The organism is Streptococcus sp. LQJ-218 (assembly GCF_003428885.1).
In the GTDB taxonomy this organism is placed as follows: domain Bacteria; phylum Bacillota; class Bacilli; order Lactobacillales; family Streptococcaceae; genus Streptococcus.
On record NZ_QQRU01000001.1, the window covers coordinates 167410 to 187382 of the forward strand.

Annotated in this window: 5 protein-coding genes; all 5 read right to left on the reverse strand. The window is 40.4% G+C overall.

Going from position 1 to position 19973, the window contains the following annotated elements:
• Window positions 1-221: 221 nt before the first annotated feature.
• The 5 genes from D2908_RS00955 to rexB all read right to left on the reverse strand — a co-directional run bounded on the left by D2908_RS00955 (window position 222) and on the right by rexB (window position 19958).
• Window positions 222-5735 carry an SIALI-17 repeat-containing surface protein gene (locus D2908_RS00955; RefSeq protein ID WP_117304216.1) on the reverse strand — a complete coding sequence of 1838 codons (5514 nt, stop codon included), beginning with the start codon at window positions 5733-5735 and terminating at the stop codon, window positions 222-224.
• A 41-nt stretch (window positions 5736-5776) separates the two neighbouring features.
• Window positions 5777-11596: a ZmpA/ZmpB/ZmpC family metallo-endopeptidase gene (locus D2908_RS00960; RefSeq protein ID WP_117304218.1), complete on the reverse strand. Its 5820-nt coding sequence runs from the start codon at window positions 11594-11596 to the stop codon at window positions 5777-5779.
• Between the two features lie 243 nt (window positions 11597-11839).
• Window positions 11840-13018: a hypothetical protein gene (locus D2908_RS00965; RefSeq protein ID WP_117304220.1), complete on the reverse strand. Its 1179-nt coding sequence runs from the start codon at window positions 13016-13018 to the stop codon at window positions 11840-11842.
• Between the two features lie 17 nt (window positions 13019-13035).
• Entirely contained in the window at window positions 13036-16686 is a 3651-nt protein-coding gene (gene addA, locus D2908_RS00970) for a helicase-exonuclease AddAB subunit AddA (RefSeq protein WP_117304223.1), read from the reverse strand.
• Entirely contained in the window at window positions 16683-19958 is a 3276-nt protein-coding gene (rexB, locus tag D2908_RS00975) for an ATP-dependent nuclease subunit B (RefSeq protein WP_117304225.1), read from the reverse strand. Before rexB ends, addA begins: the two co-directional genes overlap by 4 nt.
• Window positions 19959-19973 lie beyond the last annotated feature (15 nt).

Here is a 19973-nt window from a genome sequence, read left to right on the forward strand (position 1 = left end):
TTATGAGAAATCTATTAGACATAATTTTATTTATGTATTTTAAAAAACAGTAAACTTTTATAAAGGATATTAGATTTCAAAAACTGTAAGCCTTCAACAAAGAGGATTTTCACCGCACTCAATATCAAAAAAAGAAGATGACGAATCATCTTCTTAAAAATAAAAATATAGAGCCAGACTGATTCTGAACTCTATATTATTTCACTTACTCAGCTTTTATATTATTTAAATAACGGATTAAAGAAACCGTCTGTGTTCTTAAGAAGAGCTTTGAATACCTTGGATTTAAGAGTAACAGTTTTATCTGTTCCACCTATTTTAAGATCTTCTTCAACTGCTTTATCAAACAGGGATTTTAGCTCATCATAATTAGTAATTCGACGACCATCAATTTCAATAGCAGTAAATCCTTTTTCTGCCTTTGATTTAACCTCTTTGAACCATTCTTTTTTCCACTCTTCAAGATTATTGAATTTATCCTTAGACACTTTCTTGATAATGAAATCATCACCCAATAATTTTTTATTGGTTTTGTCAGCTTCGCCTTGATATTTGCTAGATGCATAACTAATGAATCCATTTTCATAGCCAAAGTAACCCCACATACGGAAGGCATTATGCTTGAATGATAATGAACCTGGGGCACCTTTACTTGTATTACCACCATAAATACCAGCCATCATTTGAACATTAACATATGCCGAATTAGGTGTAAAGTCCTCTGGTCGGAATATACCATTACCTGGATTATTATGTTTGGTCATAAAGTTATTATCAACCAAATCATCGATACTTGCTAATGATTTAGTTTTCTCTCCATCATTTAGGTCACGAACTTTATCCCATTGGTGTGGAGCGGTTAATTTATTTAAACCATCAACATGTCTATCGACTCTGTCAATTTTCTTGAACCACTTGCTATTGTCACCTTTTAATCGTGGTAATACAGCATCAGCCTCAAGATGGTCTAACATCATAAGAGCATCATTATAATTTCTCATATAACGGTCGATATCTTCACGAGTTTTCAATTTATCTGGATCATTATTATACCACTGATCACCATCATTTTCACGATGATAAGCCATGTTAAGACCCAAAGCGCCATATTCACCATTGGTTGTCGATTTATCAGGTGTTTGTAACATACCTTGAGCATAAGCTTCAACGTCTGTACCCTGACGATGTCTATGACCACCGAAGTAAAGCATTCTATCGTTCACGTGTGTTGTTTCGTGAGTGAAGGCTGAAATACCAAACGGACTAATCATATCCGTCACCATAAACAAGACCTTGTCATCATTATTCGGGTCATCAAAAATTGATGCCATAGCGCCCATACGCCAATCTCTATCATGATGTCGCCATGTTGGACCATATAATTCACGAATTGGAGCTACAGGGTTACCTTTACCGTCAAATCCTCGACGACCTACAGGAGAACCATTATAGGTCTGATTGTCCCAAACAGGTGTTGGTACCATTTTCTCACTCTTAAGTAATCTATCCCTTACATTAGGTAATGCTAAACGTGACCAGAAGTCTAAGTATGTTTGTTGTGCATGTGCAACCTTATCAATTTCTTTTTTGAATTCATTTCTAGCTTCTTCTGTATGTTTACCATATTTCTCAAATGAACTATAAGCCATCGTATTGTATGTTGAAATTAAGAACATATGAGCATTCTTAAGCGTTAATAAAGGCAAAATCATACGTCCATGAACACCGTTATCTAAACCATCGAACACACGATGACGTTTATCTTTTAACTCTGTATTTGTTGTCTTAGGTTCTGAAACATAAACATTTTTAGCAGAATGGATAAACCAATCGTTAATGTCTTTATCCTCAGTGAACAAACGCATGTTGTATTCTAGGAAGTTACGAAGACTACCTTTACCAGTATTACCTGCAATGATTTCACGATAAGCGTCCTGAGTTCGATCCCCTTTCAAGTTCTTTTCACTTGAACCGATGTTGATGAGTCTGTCAATAACACTTGGTGTCTTACCATAAAAATCAGGTTTGAACATCATGATGTTTTTTATACTCATGTCACCGTATTTGATATCATAGTAACGATTGAGATAAGTCAGAGCCATCATGATTTTTGCTTTATTATCGTCAATTTTCTTCACAAGTGCTTTCATCGCAGCTTCGTCACTATTCAATTGATGATCTTCATTTTCGACTAAAGCTTTCACAAATTTATCAAGATTGTCTTTGACATCATTAAAGCTTTCTTCTAGGTACAAATCAGCTGGATTTCCAATAATTTTACGAACATCTTGTGAATCGTATGTGACTGAAGTCAACTTCTCCTTCACATCTGCAATCAGTTTCACACGATCTTTCTCAACCATATTTGGTGTATAAACAACGTTTTGTCCAGCGATGGTATATTCACGAACTTGTTTCACTTTAGAATCAGTATTCTTAGTAACATCCATTTCTTCCTTAGTACCATCAGCATAGTGAAGCATAATCTTATCAATATCTGATAAATCAGTTACAAATTGTCCGTCTTTCATTCCTGTAACTGATAACACTTCTTTTGTCAACAAGTTTGAACCTTCAGTTAGTTTATTACCTTGGTTAACAATCCACTCTTTGTTGTAGAACGGTTGAAGCTTTTCAATGTTACGATAAGCTAAATCACGTTCTGTTTTGTAGTCTTGAGTTGTCTTATACTCATCTTCTTTTCTTGTTAAACGATTTAAGCGGTTGACGATAGGTTCGTTGATTTCGTATTTATCTGCGGATATGCCTGTAGCTTCAATTTTAGATTTTGCCTCTTCTTCAGAAATAGGTTTAATACGATTTTTGTCTTTTGAACGCTGGTAGCTAGAATTCCCATCACTGACACCTACTACAACGTAATTTCGTTTCACATTATTTCCTGTCCAATAGCCATCATCATAATCAATATCACTAGAACCATAGAAAATTTCACCATTAGATACTTTCATCATGGAAACTGAATCTTCAACGGAACCGTGATGCTTCATGCTTCCTACAACACCACCATTTTCAATTGGTTTAGCTACATTAATGGTTCCTTTTGCAACTGATTTCTTAATCGCACCATCACGACTTACAGCACCGTTATCCCCACCGTTTTGTGAACTATAAGCAATTCCCGCAGCTTTTGCCTTATCACCGACAAGATTAGCATCCACATATGCTTTTTCTACTAACCCTTTCCAGTTTTCACCAACAATACCGGTCAAGTATTGTCCACCATCACCGACAGCAGTTACGTTACCGATAAAGGCCACATTTCTGAGTGTACCTTGGTTATCAATCTTATCAATAAATCCAGATACCCAGTTTCTGCCTAATACGTTACCAGTCACTTTGACATCTTCGATTTTAGCGCCACCTTTAATAGTGTCGGCAATCGGTGCAATGCGGTCTGCCCAAGGCATATTGATATTTACATTCCCAATATTTACTTTGGTTACTGTACCACCGATAATGTTCCTGAATAGAGGACGCTCCGTGTTGTGGATAGTATAATGTTTTCCCTCTACACTCTTCAATGTACCTCTAAAATCACCGTCAACATACCATTTCTTAGGTGTTGGAACACCAGTGGCATTCAAATCTGCTCCGATTTTAAATGTACCATTTTTATCAGCATTCATAGCATCTACCAATTCTTTAAAGTTATAATAAACGTTATCAATTTTTGGAACTGGTTTTTCAATATAATGCACATACTTATTACGAACCTTCGTTGGGTCTGTATGTTGAATCAAATCTTGCGCTTCAGTAGTGATTTTATAAAGTTTTTTACCCTCTTCAGTCACTTCTTCAATAGAGTCTACAGCTAAACGAGTTACCTTATTATCGCGACTAGTGATTTTTAAGTACATTTTTTTAACATCTTCATCAGATGGTTTTTCAGTCATAAAATCACTAGATGTTTCAGTACCATCGTCATTTACCTTCACTAAATTAGTAGATGCGATATTTTTAATTTCAACTTTTTTCAACTCTAAACGTAAAGGTTTTTCGTCCAATTTAGAAGTTTCATCACCTTCACCTCGATTATAAATCATTGTTGTTGAAATCTTATAATCTTTGAATAAATCCAAACCTTGAACAGCATCTGTCAATTTTTCTTTAGATAAGTCAACTCGCTTAACAACAGTATTCCCATCCTTAATCTCAGCTATAATGCTCTTGATTTCAGCATTACCTGTATTTTCAAGAGTGTAATCCAATTTAGCTGAACGATCCATCGCATCTTCTGTAACCTTATCCAAAGTCAAAGTTGGTGCAACTTTTGTAGTATATTCAGGTAACTCATCTTGCACTTCAGGCTCACCTTTGTCGGTCACAACAGCTTCGGGTAACTCTGGTTGAACCTCAGGTTCTCCTTTTTCAGTCACAACAGCTTCTGATAATGTCGGTTGAACTTCAGGTTCCCCTTTATCAGTTACAACAGCTTCTGGTAAGGCTGGTTGAACTTCAGGTTCTCCTTTTTCAGTTACAACAGCTTCGGGTAAMKCTGGTTGAACTTCAGGTTCTCCTTTTTCAGTTACAACAGCTTCGGGTAAAGCTGGTTGAACTTCAGGTTCTCCTTTTTCAGTCACAACAGCTTCTGATAATGTCGGTTGAACTTCAGGTTCCCCTTTATCAGTCACAACTGCTTCTGGTAAGGCTGGTTGAACTTCAGGTTCCCCTTTTTCAGTCACAACGGCTTCGGGTAATGCTGGTTGAACCTCAGGTTCTACCAGATTACCACCAACCGGTGCTGTATATTCTAGTTTCTCTGCCTTAGGAGCCTCATCTGGGACTGTGCCTACGGGTTCAGTGTACTCTGGTTTGTCTGCTTTAGGCGCTTCGTCAGGAACAGTGCCCACTGGTTTAGTATATTCTGGTTTGTCTGCTTTAGGTGCTTCGTCAGGCACTGTGCCTATCGGTTCAGTATATTCTGGTTTTTCATGAACTTCTGGTTCTACAAGGTTTGTACCTATTGGTTGCGTATACTCAGGTTTCTCAGCCTTAGGTGCTTCGTCAGGCACTGTACCCACAGGTTTAGTGTATTCTGGTTTGTCTGCCTTAGGAGCCTCATCTGGGACTGTGCCTATGGGTTCAGTGTACTCAGGTTTGTCTGCTTTAGGCGCTTCGTCAGGAACTGTGCTCACTGGTTTAGTGTATTCTGGTTTCTCAGCTTTAGGCGCTTCGTCAGGTACTGTGCCTAAAGGAGCTGTGTACTCAAGTTTCTCAGCTTTATGTTGCATTTCTGAGATTGCATCATCATCAAGAGGTAAGTATCCAATATAACGATATCCAGCAATTTGAACTACTCCTTCATTACTTGGAGCTTTCAAAGGATTGCTTATATCTAGAGCTTGCATACTAGAAAGACTAATCAGTCCGATAGTAGTAACTAAGAACAAACTACTAACTTTTTTCTTTTTATGAACCAAAAGAACGAAACTACCAACAGCTAATAGACCTAAAGCTGTAAGCACAGAAGTCGATGAACCTGTCGCAGGAAGAGCTTCCTGCTGATAAATAAGAGCATAAGTTACCTCATTATCAGTAGGAATTCCTGCTTGAATCTTGCTTTGTTCTTCCTTTGTAAGAGCGCTTTTTTCAACATAATGATAGGTAGAAGCATGAATAATTGACGGTGCAACCAAGATACTTCCGAGTAAAACTGAACCAACAATACCACAGATTTTTCGGATTGAAAACCGTTCTTTTTTAAATAATGACAATCGTAATCACCTTCTTTAATTTTATTTCCTAATAGTAAACACTATTTTTTATTCTTAAAAATTGAACTTCTAAAATCATCAGTTTGATTTAGATAGGCCTTAAACACTGCTCTCTTTAACTTATGAACTGCACTATCATATTCTGGATTATAATTGTCCCAAGAATAACGATTCTCATCTGCATCCTTACGGACAGCTTCGTCCATTAATCGCTGCAGTTCTTCTACACTATGAATCGTCTTTCTTGCAAAACTTGCCCAAGATTTAGTTGGATCGTTGAAGGTAACCTGCTTCAAGTTCCCAAACTGCTTCACACGTTCTTGATACATAGCTGTCTTGAAATCTGCCCAAGTTTTATATTGACCGTTAAATACTTTTTGAAGGACAAGTTCATCTGTAACTAAACCTACTTCTTTACCATAAGAATTAATCTTACTTCCCGCCGCTTTTGCATCTTTTTCATATTGATTTGAGATATATGGTACCATTCCATCCTTAAAGCCTTTGGCAGCCAAAAGTTCATAAGCTATCCTACGTCCCATCAAATCACCCGGAGTTCCCTTGCTGCTCAGAGCCGAATAGATTGGGGCAAAGAGTTTAATCGTATAGTAACCGTTTCTTTCATATTCCCCAGGCTTGTATTCACGAGCTGACAAGATATTATTTTTAATTAAACTATCAAAGGTAGTCAATTTTTTGGCATCTTCTTCTGTCAGATTTTGTACAACGTTAGTAGCGTAAACATCATTTCCATCTGCAGGATCTTTTACGTATTTATTCTCGATTTTTCTCAGGGCTGTCATTTTCTGATAAGCATCTAACTGTTTCACGATAGATTGCCCTTCAAGATATTCCAACATGTAAACAACATCAAACATATTGTGGACGTAGTTCTGAAGATCTGCTGCGTCATTAAATCTTGTAGTTGGATCAAGTACTTGCAATCGCTGACCTTCTGTACTATCTGATGTTTTATGTTTCAAGATAGAGTTGATGGTAATGGTTGCATCACTTGGTTGGTCAGGGGCTTGCAATAAGCCTTTTGCGAAGAACTCCGGTCCTAAGCCACTTCTTCGACCATAGCCACCAAGGTAAATATCCTGATCTGAATCATGTATCATCTCATGAGTATAAGTAATGGCTCCATCCTTATCTAACATACGATAGGACATATAGTAAACACCATCTCCAGTTGCATAAGCACCATGATGATTGTGAACTACTTTATTCCCCACTGGACCAAAGAAATTCTTCATCGCCGGATTGGTACTATCAAACTTAGCCTCAACTGTAGCTTTTCCAGAGGTTCTATCATCTCCAAACTTATAGGCATCATAAAGTAGAATCGTACGATAGAGCTTTTCACGTCCTTCTTTATCTAAAATACGATACCAATAATCGTAGTGATCTCGCTGACGCTTGGCTGTTTCACGCGCATTATCTTCAACAAACTTATTGAGTTCCTCTCCAGCCTTGTAGTCACTATTGCGGTAACGATCATAAGCTCCAAATCCTAGACTAGACATGGTCGAGATGACAAAGACTGATTTCTCCGGCAAGGTTAGGAGCGGCAAGACCATATTGCGGTATTTCCATGTGGCACTAGTGATACGGTCATAGACACCAATAGAATACTTGGTACCAGCCTGTCCTTGCTTTGTTTTAACCTCTTCGATATTAGATTTTTCTTCGACGATGTAAGCCTTGGTCTGTGATTTAAACCAGTCATTATTGCTTGTATTTGGTAGAAAGACTTTGCGGTAAGTTTCAAGCGTGCTAAACAAATCTGTCGTTCCATGATGGCTGGCAAGACTGATAGCATAAGTATCAACATTGTTTTTAGCAAGAAGATTGTTAAAGCCAGATTTACCTAACTCAATCAGAGTATCTAGTGGTGAAGTATTTCCTTTACCAAAGAAGTCCGGATGATACATAACTAGGTCTTTGACATTCACCTGACCATAGCTAAAGTTATACCAACGTTCTAAATAAGTTAAACCGAGTAGCAAGGCTTCCTTATTGTTCTTGATTTTATCTACAAGATAGCCTCTGGTGACTGAGTTGTCACCAGCAAGTCCAGCATCTGCTGACAAGAGTTTTTTCAAACTGTTTGCCAAATCTTGTTTTGTTTTGGCGAACTGGTCTTCCAGATAGAGCTCAGTTTGCTTGACATCTGGAGAAATTCCGAGTGTCTTTCTGATAGTATCCGACTTATAGTCAACCTTTTGTAAGTCAGGTAAGACTTGCTTAATGATAGAGTCTTGGTCATACAAGAATTGATTTGGAGTGTAGAGGAGTCCTGTATCCCCTAAACTATATTCTGCTAGCTTGGCAAAATCAGTCTGGTACTTGAGATCAAGCTTCTCAGATGAATGGTCCTGATAGTGAAGTAAGAGTTTATTTGCAGTCTGTTTGTTAGAAACAATATCTGTGATTACTTGGTCATCCTTCATCATAACTGCGGACAAGAGTTCTTTTTGATATAAAAGACTGTTCTCGTTAACTAGGTTTCCGTATTTGAAGATGGTTGCCTTGTTGTAGAAAGGTAGCAATTTTTCAATATTTTTATAAGCCAAGGCGCGCTGAGCTTGATAATGCTTCACCTTAGAAAAATCACTTTCTTTACTACCACTTGTTGAAAGGGGCTCCACTGTTGGAGGAGTGAGAGGATTGATTTCTACTTTTTTATTCGTCACTTCAGAAGCCTCTAGCATTGTTCCTCTTTCTTCAAAGGATTCTTTGCTGATGACTTCATCCCTAACCAAGGTGACATTGTATACTCTGTTCGCCTTGCTGCTGAATGTATCCTTCACCTTCATTCCATTGTAGTGGTAACCGGTAATAGCATTCCCGTTGGTTACATTGACATCACTTAGTACATTGGTCAATCTTCCTGCATGCTGTTCCTCATTCGTCTTTCGATCCCACAAATATCCAGCCACACCCGCAACTCTACCAAAGTGCTTGACATTGTTGATATCACCTTCAGCATAGCTATCCTGTATATGCGCATCTTGGTCTACTAGACCTGCTAGCCCACCAACAGTCTGATCTGAACTATTGGTGTTGGATGAAATGGCTACTGTCGCTTTTGACTTAGTCAGTGAAGCTCTGCCTCCTGTCAAATGACCGACCAGACCACCGATATTGTAGGCAGCAGTTGTTTCATAGGTATTGATAATTCTTCCCTTGAAACTACTCTCTGTGATGCTTGATTGGTCTGCCTTAGCCAACAAACCACCGATACCACGTTCTCCAGCCAGAACACCATCGACATGAACTTGTTTAATCTTTGTGCCATTTGTAGCTTCATTTGCCAGTGAAGCAATATCATTTTTCCCTGAAATAGTAACATTTTTTAGACTCAGTTTTTCTACTGTAGCACCACTCAAGTTTTCAAACAGAGGTTTTTTCAAGTTATAAATAGCATACTTCTTACCATCTTTTTCTCCAATCAACTGACCAGTAAAGGTTCCCTTGATATAGGATTTATCATCAGGACTAAGCTCAACTTCGTTAGCATTCAGGCTAGCTGCTAAATGATAGGTTCCAGAGAGATTTTGGTTTATAGCTTTGACCAGATTACTAAAGGAAGTAAAGTTTGTCTTTTCCTCTGTAGCCTTCTTATCGAGGTAGAAGGTGAAATGGTCGACATATTTATTGTTCTGCTCTTGCTGGAGTTTCTCAGCTTTGGCTGTGATTTTATAAACTGACTGCCCATTTCTTTCCTCTTCAGTTATTGAGGCGACTGGTAGATAGACATCTTTAAATGCCGAAGATTTTACCTTGACAAAGTAATTATCTGTATTCTTTGGAATTCCATCCAATGAGATATGTTGTTTATAAGTCCCATTCGTCTGGCTGTACAACTCAATATCCGAAACATTTCTTAATTCGAGTGTTTTTTCTGGATCCTGCTCTTTCGTTTTTTCAGTCGGAATATCTGGCTTTACTTGATCAATATCACCAGTGTATTCTGGAAGTGGGGCTACCTGTTCAGGCTCACCCTTATCAGTCACGACTGCTTCTGGTAACGCTGGATGAACTTCAGGTTCGCCTTTGGCGCTAACTACCGCTTCTGGCAATTCAGGTTGGATTGCAGGTTCCCCTTTATCGGTCACAACAGCTTCGGGTGATTCAGGTTGGACTGCAGGTTCGCCTTTGTCGGTTACAACAGCTTCTGGTAACGCTGGCTGAACTTCAGGCTCCCCTTTGTCGGTTACAACGGCTTCGGGTGATTCAGGTTGGACTGCAGGTTCCCCTTTGTGAGTTATAACTGCTTCTGGTAACTCTGGCTGAATCTCAGGCTCACCCTTATCAGTCACGACTGCTTCTGGTAACGCAGGTTGAACTTCAGGCTCCCCTTTGTCGGTTACAACGGCTTCGGGTGATTCAGGTTGGACTGCAGGTTCACCTTTGTGAGTTATAACTGCTTCTGGTAACTCTGGCTGGATCGCAGGCTCACCTCTGTCAGTTACTACAGCCTCTGGCAACTCTGGTTGGATTGCTGGTTCACCTTTATCGGTTACAACAGCTTCTGGAAATTCAGGTTGAACTTCCGGTTCACCTTTGGCGCTTACAACTGTTTCGGATAATGCAGGTTGGCCTTCAGGTTCGCCTTTATCGGTTACTACAGCTTCTGGCAACTCTGGTTGGATTGCAGGTTCACCTTTGTCGGTTACAACAGCTTCTGGTAACGCTGGCTGAACTTCAGGCTCCCCTTTGTCGGTTACAACGGCTTCGGGTGATTCAGGTTGGACTGCAGGTTCACCTTTGTGAGTTATAACTGCTTCTGGTAACTCTGGCTGAATCTCAGGCTCACCCTTATCAGTCACGACTGCTTCTGGTAACGCAGGTTGAACTTCAGGCTCACCTTTGTCGGTTACAACGGCTTCGGGTGATTCAGGTTGGACTGCAGGTTCACCTTTGTGAGTTATAACTGCTTCTGGTAACGCTGGTTGGACTTCCGGTTCCCCTTTGTCAGTTACGACTGCCTCTGGTAACTCTGGTTGAACTGCGGGTTTGCCTTTTGCGCTTACAACGGCAGAATTTGAAGATTGTTTCTCTTCTTTTCTTGGATTGGTTAATTCTGTAGAGAGAGGTTTTTCAACTACTTGAACTTCTGTCGGCTTAGTTGAAGAAACAGATGTTTGTTCCTGCATAGCTTGTACTGTTGATGGATTCTCGACAAAATTCGGTGTAACATTATAATCTACCTTTTGTTGTTTTGTAGGAGTGGCTACTGATTTCTCTTGATTGCTTACTTTAGACTCAGAAGTTATGTTTCCCTCTTTGATATATCCAATATATGTGTAACCTGAAATATCTTTAGGAAGAGGTAGTTTTTCTCCTGAGATTAATTCATAGTCAGTATTGTAATCTATCAAGAGATTATTTTCTAAAGCATGAGCTGAAACTAAGACACCATTTCCTATTCCTGCAACCAATACTAAATGTAATACTGTTTTATTCTTAACTTTTTTCTTAGAAACGGTAAAAATTAAAATCCCCAGAGCCGCTAAGCTAGCACCAGCAACTAGGGTTTGCATATCATTCTTACTTCCAGTATTTGGTAAGTCTCCCAGTTGATTTTGGGAATTTAATTTATAAACAAGATAATAAGTCTCATCATCTTTCTCCATGTATGTCGGAATGTCATAGACAAGCTGCTTCTTTTCTTCTGATGATAGCTCTGACTCTGTCACATATTTATAGTGAACACCTTTAGTCTCTTGAGCCTCTACAGATGAACTAGCTAATACAGACATAAAAAATAAACTTGAAATCGTTGCAGATACAAGTCCTACTGATAATTTTCTAAATGAAAAACGCTGCTGTTTTTCACCAAAATACTTTTCCATGATTCCTCCTTGAAATAAAATTTTAAAAATATGCAAGCTAAAATTTATTATATTAGCTTGTTATCTTATAAAAAGGTAAGACACTTTAATTATACTCTTAATTTACCAAAAAGTCTTAAAATTGCGTTACGTTTTCATACTTTGTTTTATATATAAAATACGAAGGAGCAGGGTTTGCCATTTCCTATTTTCTCTTTTTGGATAAAATGTAACCTACCATGGAATTTCCACGGTAGGTGTTACTCATATCAATAATCGTTCTAAAAATGGTTTGAGGCAGTTGAGGAGAATTCCTTCGATCCAGCTTTCTTGTGCTGAGGAGAGATGATCTGTCTGGAGACTTTCTTTTAGAAAATCTCGGACTTGTTCTGGTGCGATTTCAAACTCAAAGGCTTTCATTTTATAGAAAAAGTCGAGCAGATGATCTGACAGATATTCGGTTGAAAATGGCACTTCTCCACTCTTTCGATATTCTAATAAGAGACGAGCAAAGCGGGCTTTTTCTTCAGGAAGCTCACGAAAATAGGAATTGAGAAGCCAGGTCTGCTTCTGCTTTCTCTCAATTGGATCCTGACTGGCAATTCGTTGGTCTTTTTCCAACTCTTTTTGGTATTGTTTGGCCTTGATAGCCCGTTCTGTCCGATTTTTACCAAAAAGTATTTTCTCCCACTTGCGTTCTTCTTGAGTCAGGGTTTCTGTAAAACCAAAGTAATCTTGATAGGCACGCTCTGCTGGGCCCATAGCTAGAACCAGATTGTCTGCATATTGCTTGGCGATTTTATCCCTCTTCTTGCGCTCTTTCTCTGCCTGGATACGAAGTTCTTGTTCGTAGTCAATTTTCTCCTTACCTAGCTTGACAAGATAGAGTTGGTCATCTGGTTTTCCAAGTAAAAAGGGTTTGATACATTTTTCAAGTACTTCCTCCATACGAGCTTTCTTCTTGGGTTCTGCCTTGGTCCAACTGCCTCCTTGAAAGACTTCTAGGAAGAGCTGGTAGTCTCTTTCAGGTGTGAACTGATTACCACGATTAGGTTTAAAAACCCCTTTTTCCCAGAGCCATTTGAGAAGACGCTCGTCAAAGTCACTTTTATTGACCTTGATTTTTTCCTTTTTATGGACTTTTCTGGTCAGATTTTCAACCTTTCTGAGCAGTTTTTCTTCCTCTTCTAGTTGCTGGTCAAGGCTTAATCGATGAAAATGCCGAACACAGTCTCTACCGATAGGAAAGAGGCGTTGACCTGTGACGCCGTTAAATAGTTCGTAAGCGTATTTGATGGCATTTCCACAAACACAATTGCTACGGCCGATACCGTTAAAAATCAAGGAAACTTCATTCCATTCCTTGGTAGCTTGTTCCCAAGTATCAGCTTTTGAAGCCTTTAAAACCGCATCATGTAGGGATTTTCTAACTGGAAGTGTCATGAGGTCTCCTTTCTAGATTATACTTTTACAACTTGAACCTCGTCTTTACCGAGTAAAATCAAGTATTTTTCAATATTTTCAATCGAATAGGCTCGAGATAAAGCCTCGCCGTATAGGGCTAACTGACCACGATAACGGTCTATGAGTTGACTTGGTTCATCATAGCGGTCTGTCTTATAGTCGAACAGAATAATCCTGTCCTCATAAAGCAGATATCCATCAAGGATACCACGGACAACGAAGTCTTCTTGACTCTTTGGGTCTCGTTTGAGCATGGAGAAAGGTTGCTCGCGATAGAGATGGTTGGTATTAGCAAGAATTTCCTGACCGAGTGCTGTGTCAAAGAATGCAAGGATTTTAGCAAGATTGATCTTATCTCTGACACCTGGGCTGGTTTGAACTTGTTTGAGAGTTTCTGTCAGGCTAGCAAGCGTTGGTTGCTGACTGAGATCCATTCTCTGCATCAGTTCGTGGGTAGCACTACCTATTTCAGCTCCTGTTACCTTTTCTTTGGTTGAAAAATCTGGCAAATCAAAACTAATTTTCTTGTCTACTAACTGACCTTGACCTGCAATCTCTACACCTTCCATATCCATAACTGGTTCGTAGAATTTCTTGATTTGGCTTGGGGTTTGAACACTAGGCAGTTCAATGGCTGCGCGGTGAAGAGTATTATAGACTTCCACTTCTTTCAACATTTCAAGAGCTTCTTTGATGGTTTCTGACTGGCGATTGTCTACTTGGGAGCTATCTTGGAGAGGACTCTTGTTTTCCAACTGACCGATAGCTTCTCTAGTCAGCTGATCTTCACCAACAAAACGATAGCTAAAGTTGAGCTTGTCCTTAGTAAACACTTTAATAATAGCCCAAAGCCAATCTTGGAAATTCTTGGCTTGAAGTCTAGTACTGCTATTCAGTTTCCCATTTTTACCTGCTGGGTATTCCTTGGTTTCTAGCTTTTCACGAGAACCCTTGCCGACAAGATAGAGCTTTTTCTCAGCCCGTGTCATAGCAACATACAGTAGACGCATCTGCTCTGAGTAGCTTGCCAGCTGTAATTCCTCTTCGTTCTGCCTGTAGGTCAAGCTGGGAATGGAGAGTTTGATAGTTTTAGGATAGTGATTTTCCACTGCTCCTGTCTCCATTTTAGCAATATATTTAAGACCAAGACCATTCTGACGACTGAGAATGACCTCTGACATAGAGTCTTGCTTGTTGAAATCCTGATCCATATTGAGAATAAAGACGTAAGGAAACTCCAGCCCTTTACTCTTGTGGATGGTCATGAGTTCTACTGCATCTTTGGGCGGTGCGACAGCCACGCTTGCAAGATCGTGCTGAGCTTCCAAAACCTGGTCAATCATACCAATAAAACGAGACAAGCCCTTGAAATTGCTCTTTTCAAACTGGTCTGCTCTTAAAGCTAGGGCATAGAGATTGGCCTGCCTAGCAGGACCATTTGGCAAAGCCCCAACATAGTCATAATAAAAACGATCGTTGTAAATCTTCCAAATCAAGTCATAGAGGGAGTGCGTTTTGGCATACAGGCGCCAAGAAGCCAAGATATCCATGAATTGTTTTAGTTTCTCAGCTAGAGCTGTGTGAATCAAGCCTTTTTGGCTACTTGCCTGTTTTTGAGCGTTGACCAGTTTTTCATAGAGATTTTCTTGGACTTTGTCCTCTGCTTTCTGAAGGGATAAACGTGCTAACTCGTCCTCATCAAAGCCAAACATTGGAGACTTCATAAGGGCAACCAAGGCATAGTCTTGCAGGGGATTGTGAATGACACGAAGGGTGTCCAGCATGACTTGTACTTCTAAGGATTGGAGATAATTGTTTTGCTCTCCATCAGTTTTGACAGGAATTCCATACTCAGACAGGGCGAGAAGAATCTGGTCATTACGACTGCGACTGGAGGTCAGAAGGGCAATTTCCTTAAAGGCAACACCTTTTTCCTGATGAAGTTTAAGGATTTCCTTGATCACCGAGCGCATTTCGCCTGTCAGTTTCGTTTCTTCTTGACCCTCTTCTTCCTCACCGATGTCGTTCTTGTCGTAGAGGAGAAATTCTGCCTTGTTGTCTGGATTGGGAGTCAGTTTGGTATTGGCAAAAACAAGCTGGTGCATGTTATCATAGTTGATTTCGCCGACCTCTTGGTCCATAAGGCGTGCAAAAACATCATTGGTCGCAGACAGAACTTCTGAACTACTACGGAAATTTTCCTTGAGGAGAATGAGCTTTCCTTCTTTTGGATTTTGCGCATAGCGTTGGAATTTTTCATTGAAAATCTGAGGATCTGCCTGACGGAAACGATAGATGGACTGCTTGATATCTCCCACCATAAAGCGATTGTGACTATTAGACAGTAATTCAAGCATCCGTTCTTGAATATGGTTGGTATCCTGATACTCATCGACCATGACTTCATGGAAACGTTCCTGATAAGCCTCACGAACTTGCGGGAATTTCTCTAAAATCTCAATGGTGTAATGGCTAATATCAGCGAATTCAAAGGCATTTTCCTGGCGCTTACGCTGACGATAGGCCTCTACAAAATCACTCATGAAGACTTGGAAGGTTTTAGCTAGTTCCCAGGTCTCTCCATGATAACGTTCTTGATAGTCGAGAATCGTTATCTGATCTGCTAGTTGTCCTAGTTTAGCAAACTGGGTCTTCCTCTCTTCGTTGTAGGCATCAGCCAGGGGCTTCAAATCAGCCTTACGGCTGGCATTCGTCAGAGCCCGACCGTTTTTCTCTTTCGAAATGGCGACAACACGTGCAAGCACTGCTTGATAAGCCTGACTATCGGACTCCTGATTTAAGGAGCCAATTTCATCTAAAATCAACTGAACATTTTCTAAATAAGCAGCCTTGGGAAACTCCTTGGCATCGCTATCCAGATGGTAACGGAAAAAGCTTTCCAAATCCCAAAGGGCTTGCTGGATTTGCTCAGTCAGTCTTTCTTTTTCACTGCTAAAATCAGCTTTTTCAAAGCCTTTTAAGAAAGATTTACTCAGCCACTTTTGAGGATTACTAGTGGATTGGAGGAAGTCATAGATTTTATAGACCTGCTTGCGCAGCCCCCGCTCATCCTTGCCGCGCCCTGCAAAGTTTTTCAGCAAATGACTAAAGGTCTCTTTCTGTTTACCTTGGTAATGCGTTTCAAAAACTTCATGAAAGACTTCATTTTTTAGAAGGAGTTGCTCACTTTGATTTTGTAAAATACGGAAATTAGGCGCAATATCAATCAGATAGCCATGTTTGCCAAGGAACTTTTGTGTGAAAGAGTCCATGGTTCCGATAGCAGCGTTGGGTAGGTCTGCCAACTGGCGACCCAAGTGTTGTTTGAGGTCAACATCGCTACTTTCTTGAATTTGTTGGCTGATTTTTTTCTCCAAACGTTCCTTAAGCTCTGTGGCTGCCTTAACGGTAAAGGTTGAGATAAAGAGTTGAGAAATTTCGACACCACGCGCCAATTGGTCCAGAATACGCTCTGCCATGACAAAGGTTTTACCAGAACCAGCCGATGCTGAGACAAGGATATTCTGACCAGAAGTGTAGATGGCTTCGATTTGCTCGGCAGTTTTCTTTTGTTCCTTGCTCGAATTTGCTTCTACTTCTTGCAGTTTTTGAATTTCTTCCTCAGTTAAAAAGGGAATAGGCTTCATCGATTCAACTCCTCTCTTATTTTTTCAAACCAAGCTTGCTTGAGTTTTTCTCCGACCAGACGCTTACCATCAGATAAGTCCAACCTCTCTAGAAAACGGGCTTGACCCAAGTGGTAATTGGCTTCAAATCCTGTGATAGCTTGGTGTTGCTGAACGTATGGTGCAATGCTTCTACCGTTTTCGGTATAAGGATTGATGGCGAACTGACCTGCTAAAATCTTCTCAGCTGCTTTCTTGTAAAGATGGGCATTGTAGTCCAGTAGGAGCTGGAATTCCTCATCCGTCAGCTGGCTAGCCTTGTTTTTGTTATAAAATTCGCCCAAATGACTGCTTTCTTTTTCTAAAAAGAGGCCTTGGTATTTCATTGACTTGCTGGCTTCCACAACTGCTCCTGCCAGACTTTTAACGGCTATCAGAGATTGGACAGGCTCAGCCATTTCTAAGTACATGGCACCGAAAAAGTTCTGCTCCCCTTCTCTTTTTAGGGCAGCTAAATAGGTTGGCAACTGGGAATTAAGCCCATTAAAGAAATGAGGAAACTGGAACTGGGTCAGACTAGATTTGTAGTCTACCACTCCTATCGCCCCATCAGCTTTCAATCGGTCAATCCGGTCAACCTTGCCTCGTACATGGACACTGCGTCCATTATCCAATTGAATAAAGTCTTGCTCTTTCCCACCGAAATTCGCTTCCTCTTTGATGGTTTCGATGGCTGGATTGTGTCTGAGAATATGTCCAGTCGTCCGTGCAACATCAAGCAAAACTTCCTTGGTAAACTGGGCTTCCAAACTTTCCTGATAAATGGCTTCAAATTCGCGTTCTTGACTGGTTTCTTGGATAGCTTGTTCTAGACGGTTGTCAAAGGAATCTTCGTCAGGCAACTGCAAGGCGCGTTCAAAAATACGATGCAAGAAATTTCCGTGGCTACGAGCATCCGGACGCAGGCGTAATTCTTCCTGCAAGCCTAAAACGTAGCGAAGAAAATAACTGTATTCATTGCGATAAAACTCCGTCAAACCAGAGGTAGACAGGTAAAACTCCTGATCAGTAGGATAGAGAGCTTGTAAGGTATCCTTGGCTAAGGGCTTGCTGCTTGGACTAGTTGGGAGAGCCGGATTTTTCAGACCTTGTTGGTCTAGTTTTTTACCCATGACACGCGCCAGAACCTTAACAAAGGTCAAATCTTGCTCAGTCTCACTCATCTTGCCCTGCTGGTGATAGGCAACCAGACTAGATAAAAGACTGTGATAGGACCCCATATCCTCCATAGACAGCCCTTTGTGATTTATCCTCTTCTCTTTTCGACTAAATCCCAAATGGATCAGCTCTTGAAGGTAGGCAGATTCCTTGCTTTCACTTTCGTTAAAAAGGCTTGGAGCCGATAAAACCAACTCTTTACGAGCAGAATTGACCAAGGAAAGCATGGTATAGCGATTTTTCTTGAGATTTTCACTGCTAGCAATTAGTAATTGAACGCCTTCTTCTGTCGCTTGGTTTAGGCTCTGTCTTTCTTCGTCTGTCAAAAGACTGGTATTCTGCGCAATTTTTGGTAAATTGTCCTGAGTCAGCCCAATGGCGTAGACAAAGTCAGCAGTCAGTGGTGCAATCAAATCGTAACTCTGTACCAGAACAGTGTCCACTGTCGCTGGAATGGTACGGTATTGGGACAAACTCATTCCAGAATGGAGCAAGGCTAGGAAGTCCTCTAGACTAACTTGTGAACCAGCAAAAACAGTCGCAAATTGTTCTAAAACATGACAGAAAGCCTTCCAAACTTCGGCTTGTCTTTCCTGTTCAAGAACTTCCATGGTGGCTGTCAAATCTTGCAACTGCCTGGTCACTGAACTTTCTTTTAGAAAGCTATTCCACTTTTGCAAGAGATTTTCAGCCTTCTGTTTTCGACTGGCAAAGAGGGTCTCAAGAGGTGTTACAATCCGCAAACGAAGAGCATTCAAACGTTCTAAATCAAATTTTCCATGGTGGGATTTGGTGAAGTCTTGCTGAAAGGCTGGCAAGCCATTGATACCAAGATAGCGGATATATTGCTCAAAAGCATCAATATCAGCCTGATTGAGGTCGGTATAGAGACCTGTTCTAAGAAGGTTTATCAAATCCTCCTGACGGAAACGATAGCGTTTTAAAGCCAAAATAGACTCAACAAACTGTGTCAAGGGATGATGAGCCATGGATTCGCTTCTACCAAGATAGAAAGGAATCTGATACTGGTCAAAAATAGTTTTTAGAGATAACTGATAAGAAGCTACATCCCCCAAGAGAATACGAAAATGCTTGTAACTCAGGGCTGAGTTCTCATGCATTTTCTGACGAATGCTACGGGCTACCAATTCCAACTCTTCTTTTTGCGTCAAACAAGACCAGATTTGTAAGTTTTCACGGTCCTTATCATCTAAATCCAATGTTAATTCTGAAAAGTCATAAGAAGACTCCAGCAAACGAGAGGCCTTGTCAAAACTATCCATCTGCTCATGAATTTGAGAACAGTCCTGAGCAGGCGTTTGGTATTTAGAAGCTAGATGATGGAGAAACTCCACACTGGCTTGGTAGAGATTGCCCTCGCTAAAAGGACTGATATAGGCTTTCTTACTAGCATAAGCTCCAATGACAATCTCGACACCCTTGCCATGAAGTAGGTCCACAATCCGCTCTTCTTCAGCAGAAAAACGAGTAAAGCCATCAATGACTAAGGCGATTTGAGTAAAATCACTACTAACTTTGTTATTCTCAATAGCCTCAATCAAATGGGACAACTGACTTCCTTGAGCTAACTGACCTTGGTTTAGATAGGCCGTTACTTTCTCAAAAATCAAGAGTAAGTCTGCTCGCTTGTCCTCATCCGTCAAACTTTCCAAATCCAAAAAACTCATCTGAGCTTTGGTCATCTCGTGGTAAAGTTCAATCAACTGCTGGATAAATTGAGGATCCTGCTTGATAGCGCCGTATACTCGTAAGTCTTTGGGATCAAGTTCAGCAAGACATCTGTAAAAGGCCATTCCAAGTCCGATGTCATCTAGGCTGGTTTTAGCAGGCAAGTCATTCAAGATCAGGTAACGAGCCATCTGCGCAAAGCGAGTGACAGTAATCGCAAAAGAAGCCTGCTGGGACAAGCATTCCAGCACGGCGCGTTCCTTTTCAAAAGAAAGAGAGTTGGGAGCGATATAGAAGACCCGCTTGCCAGAAGCAACAAGCTCCTCCGCCTCTCTGGTTAGAATTTCAGTCAAAGAAGTCCGAATATCAGTATAAAGTAATTTCATCTCTGCCTCGTTGGA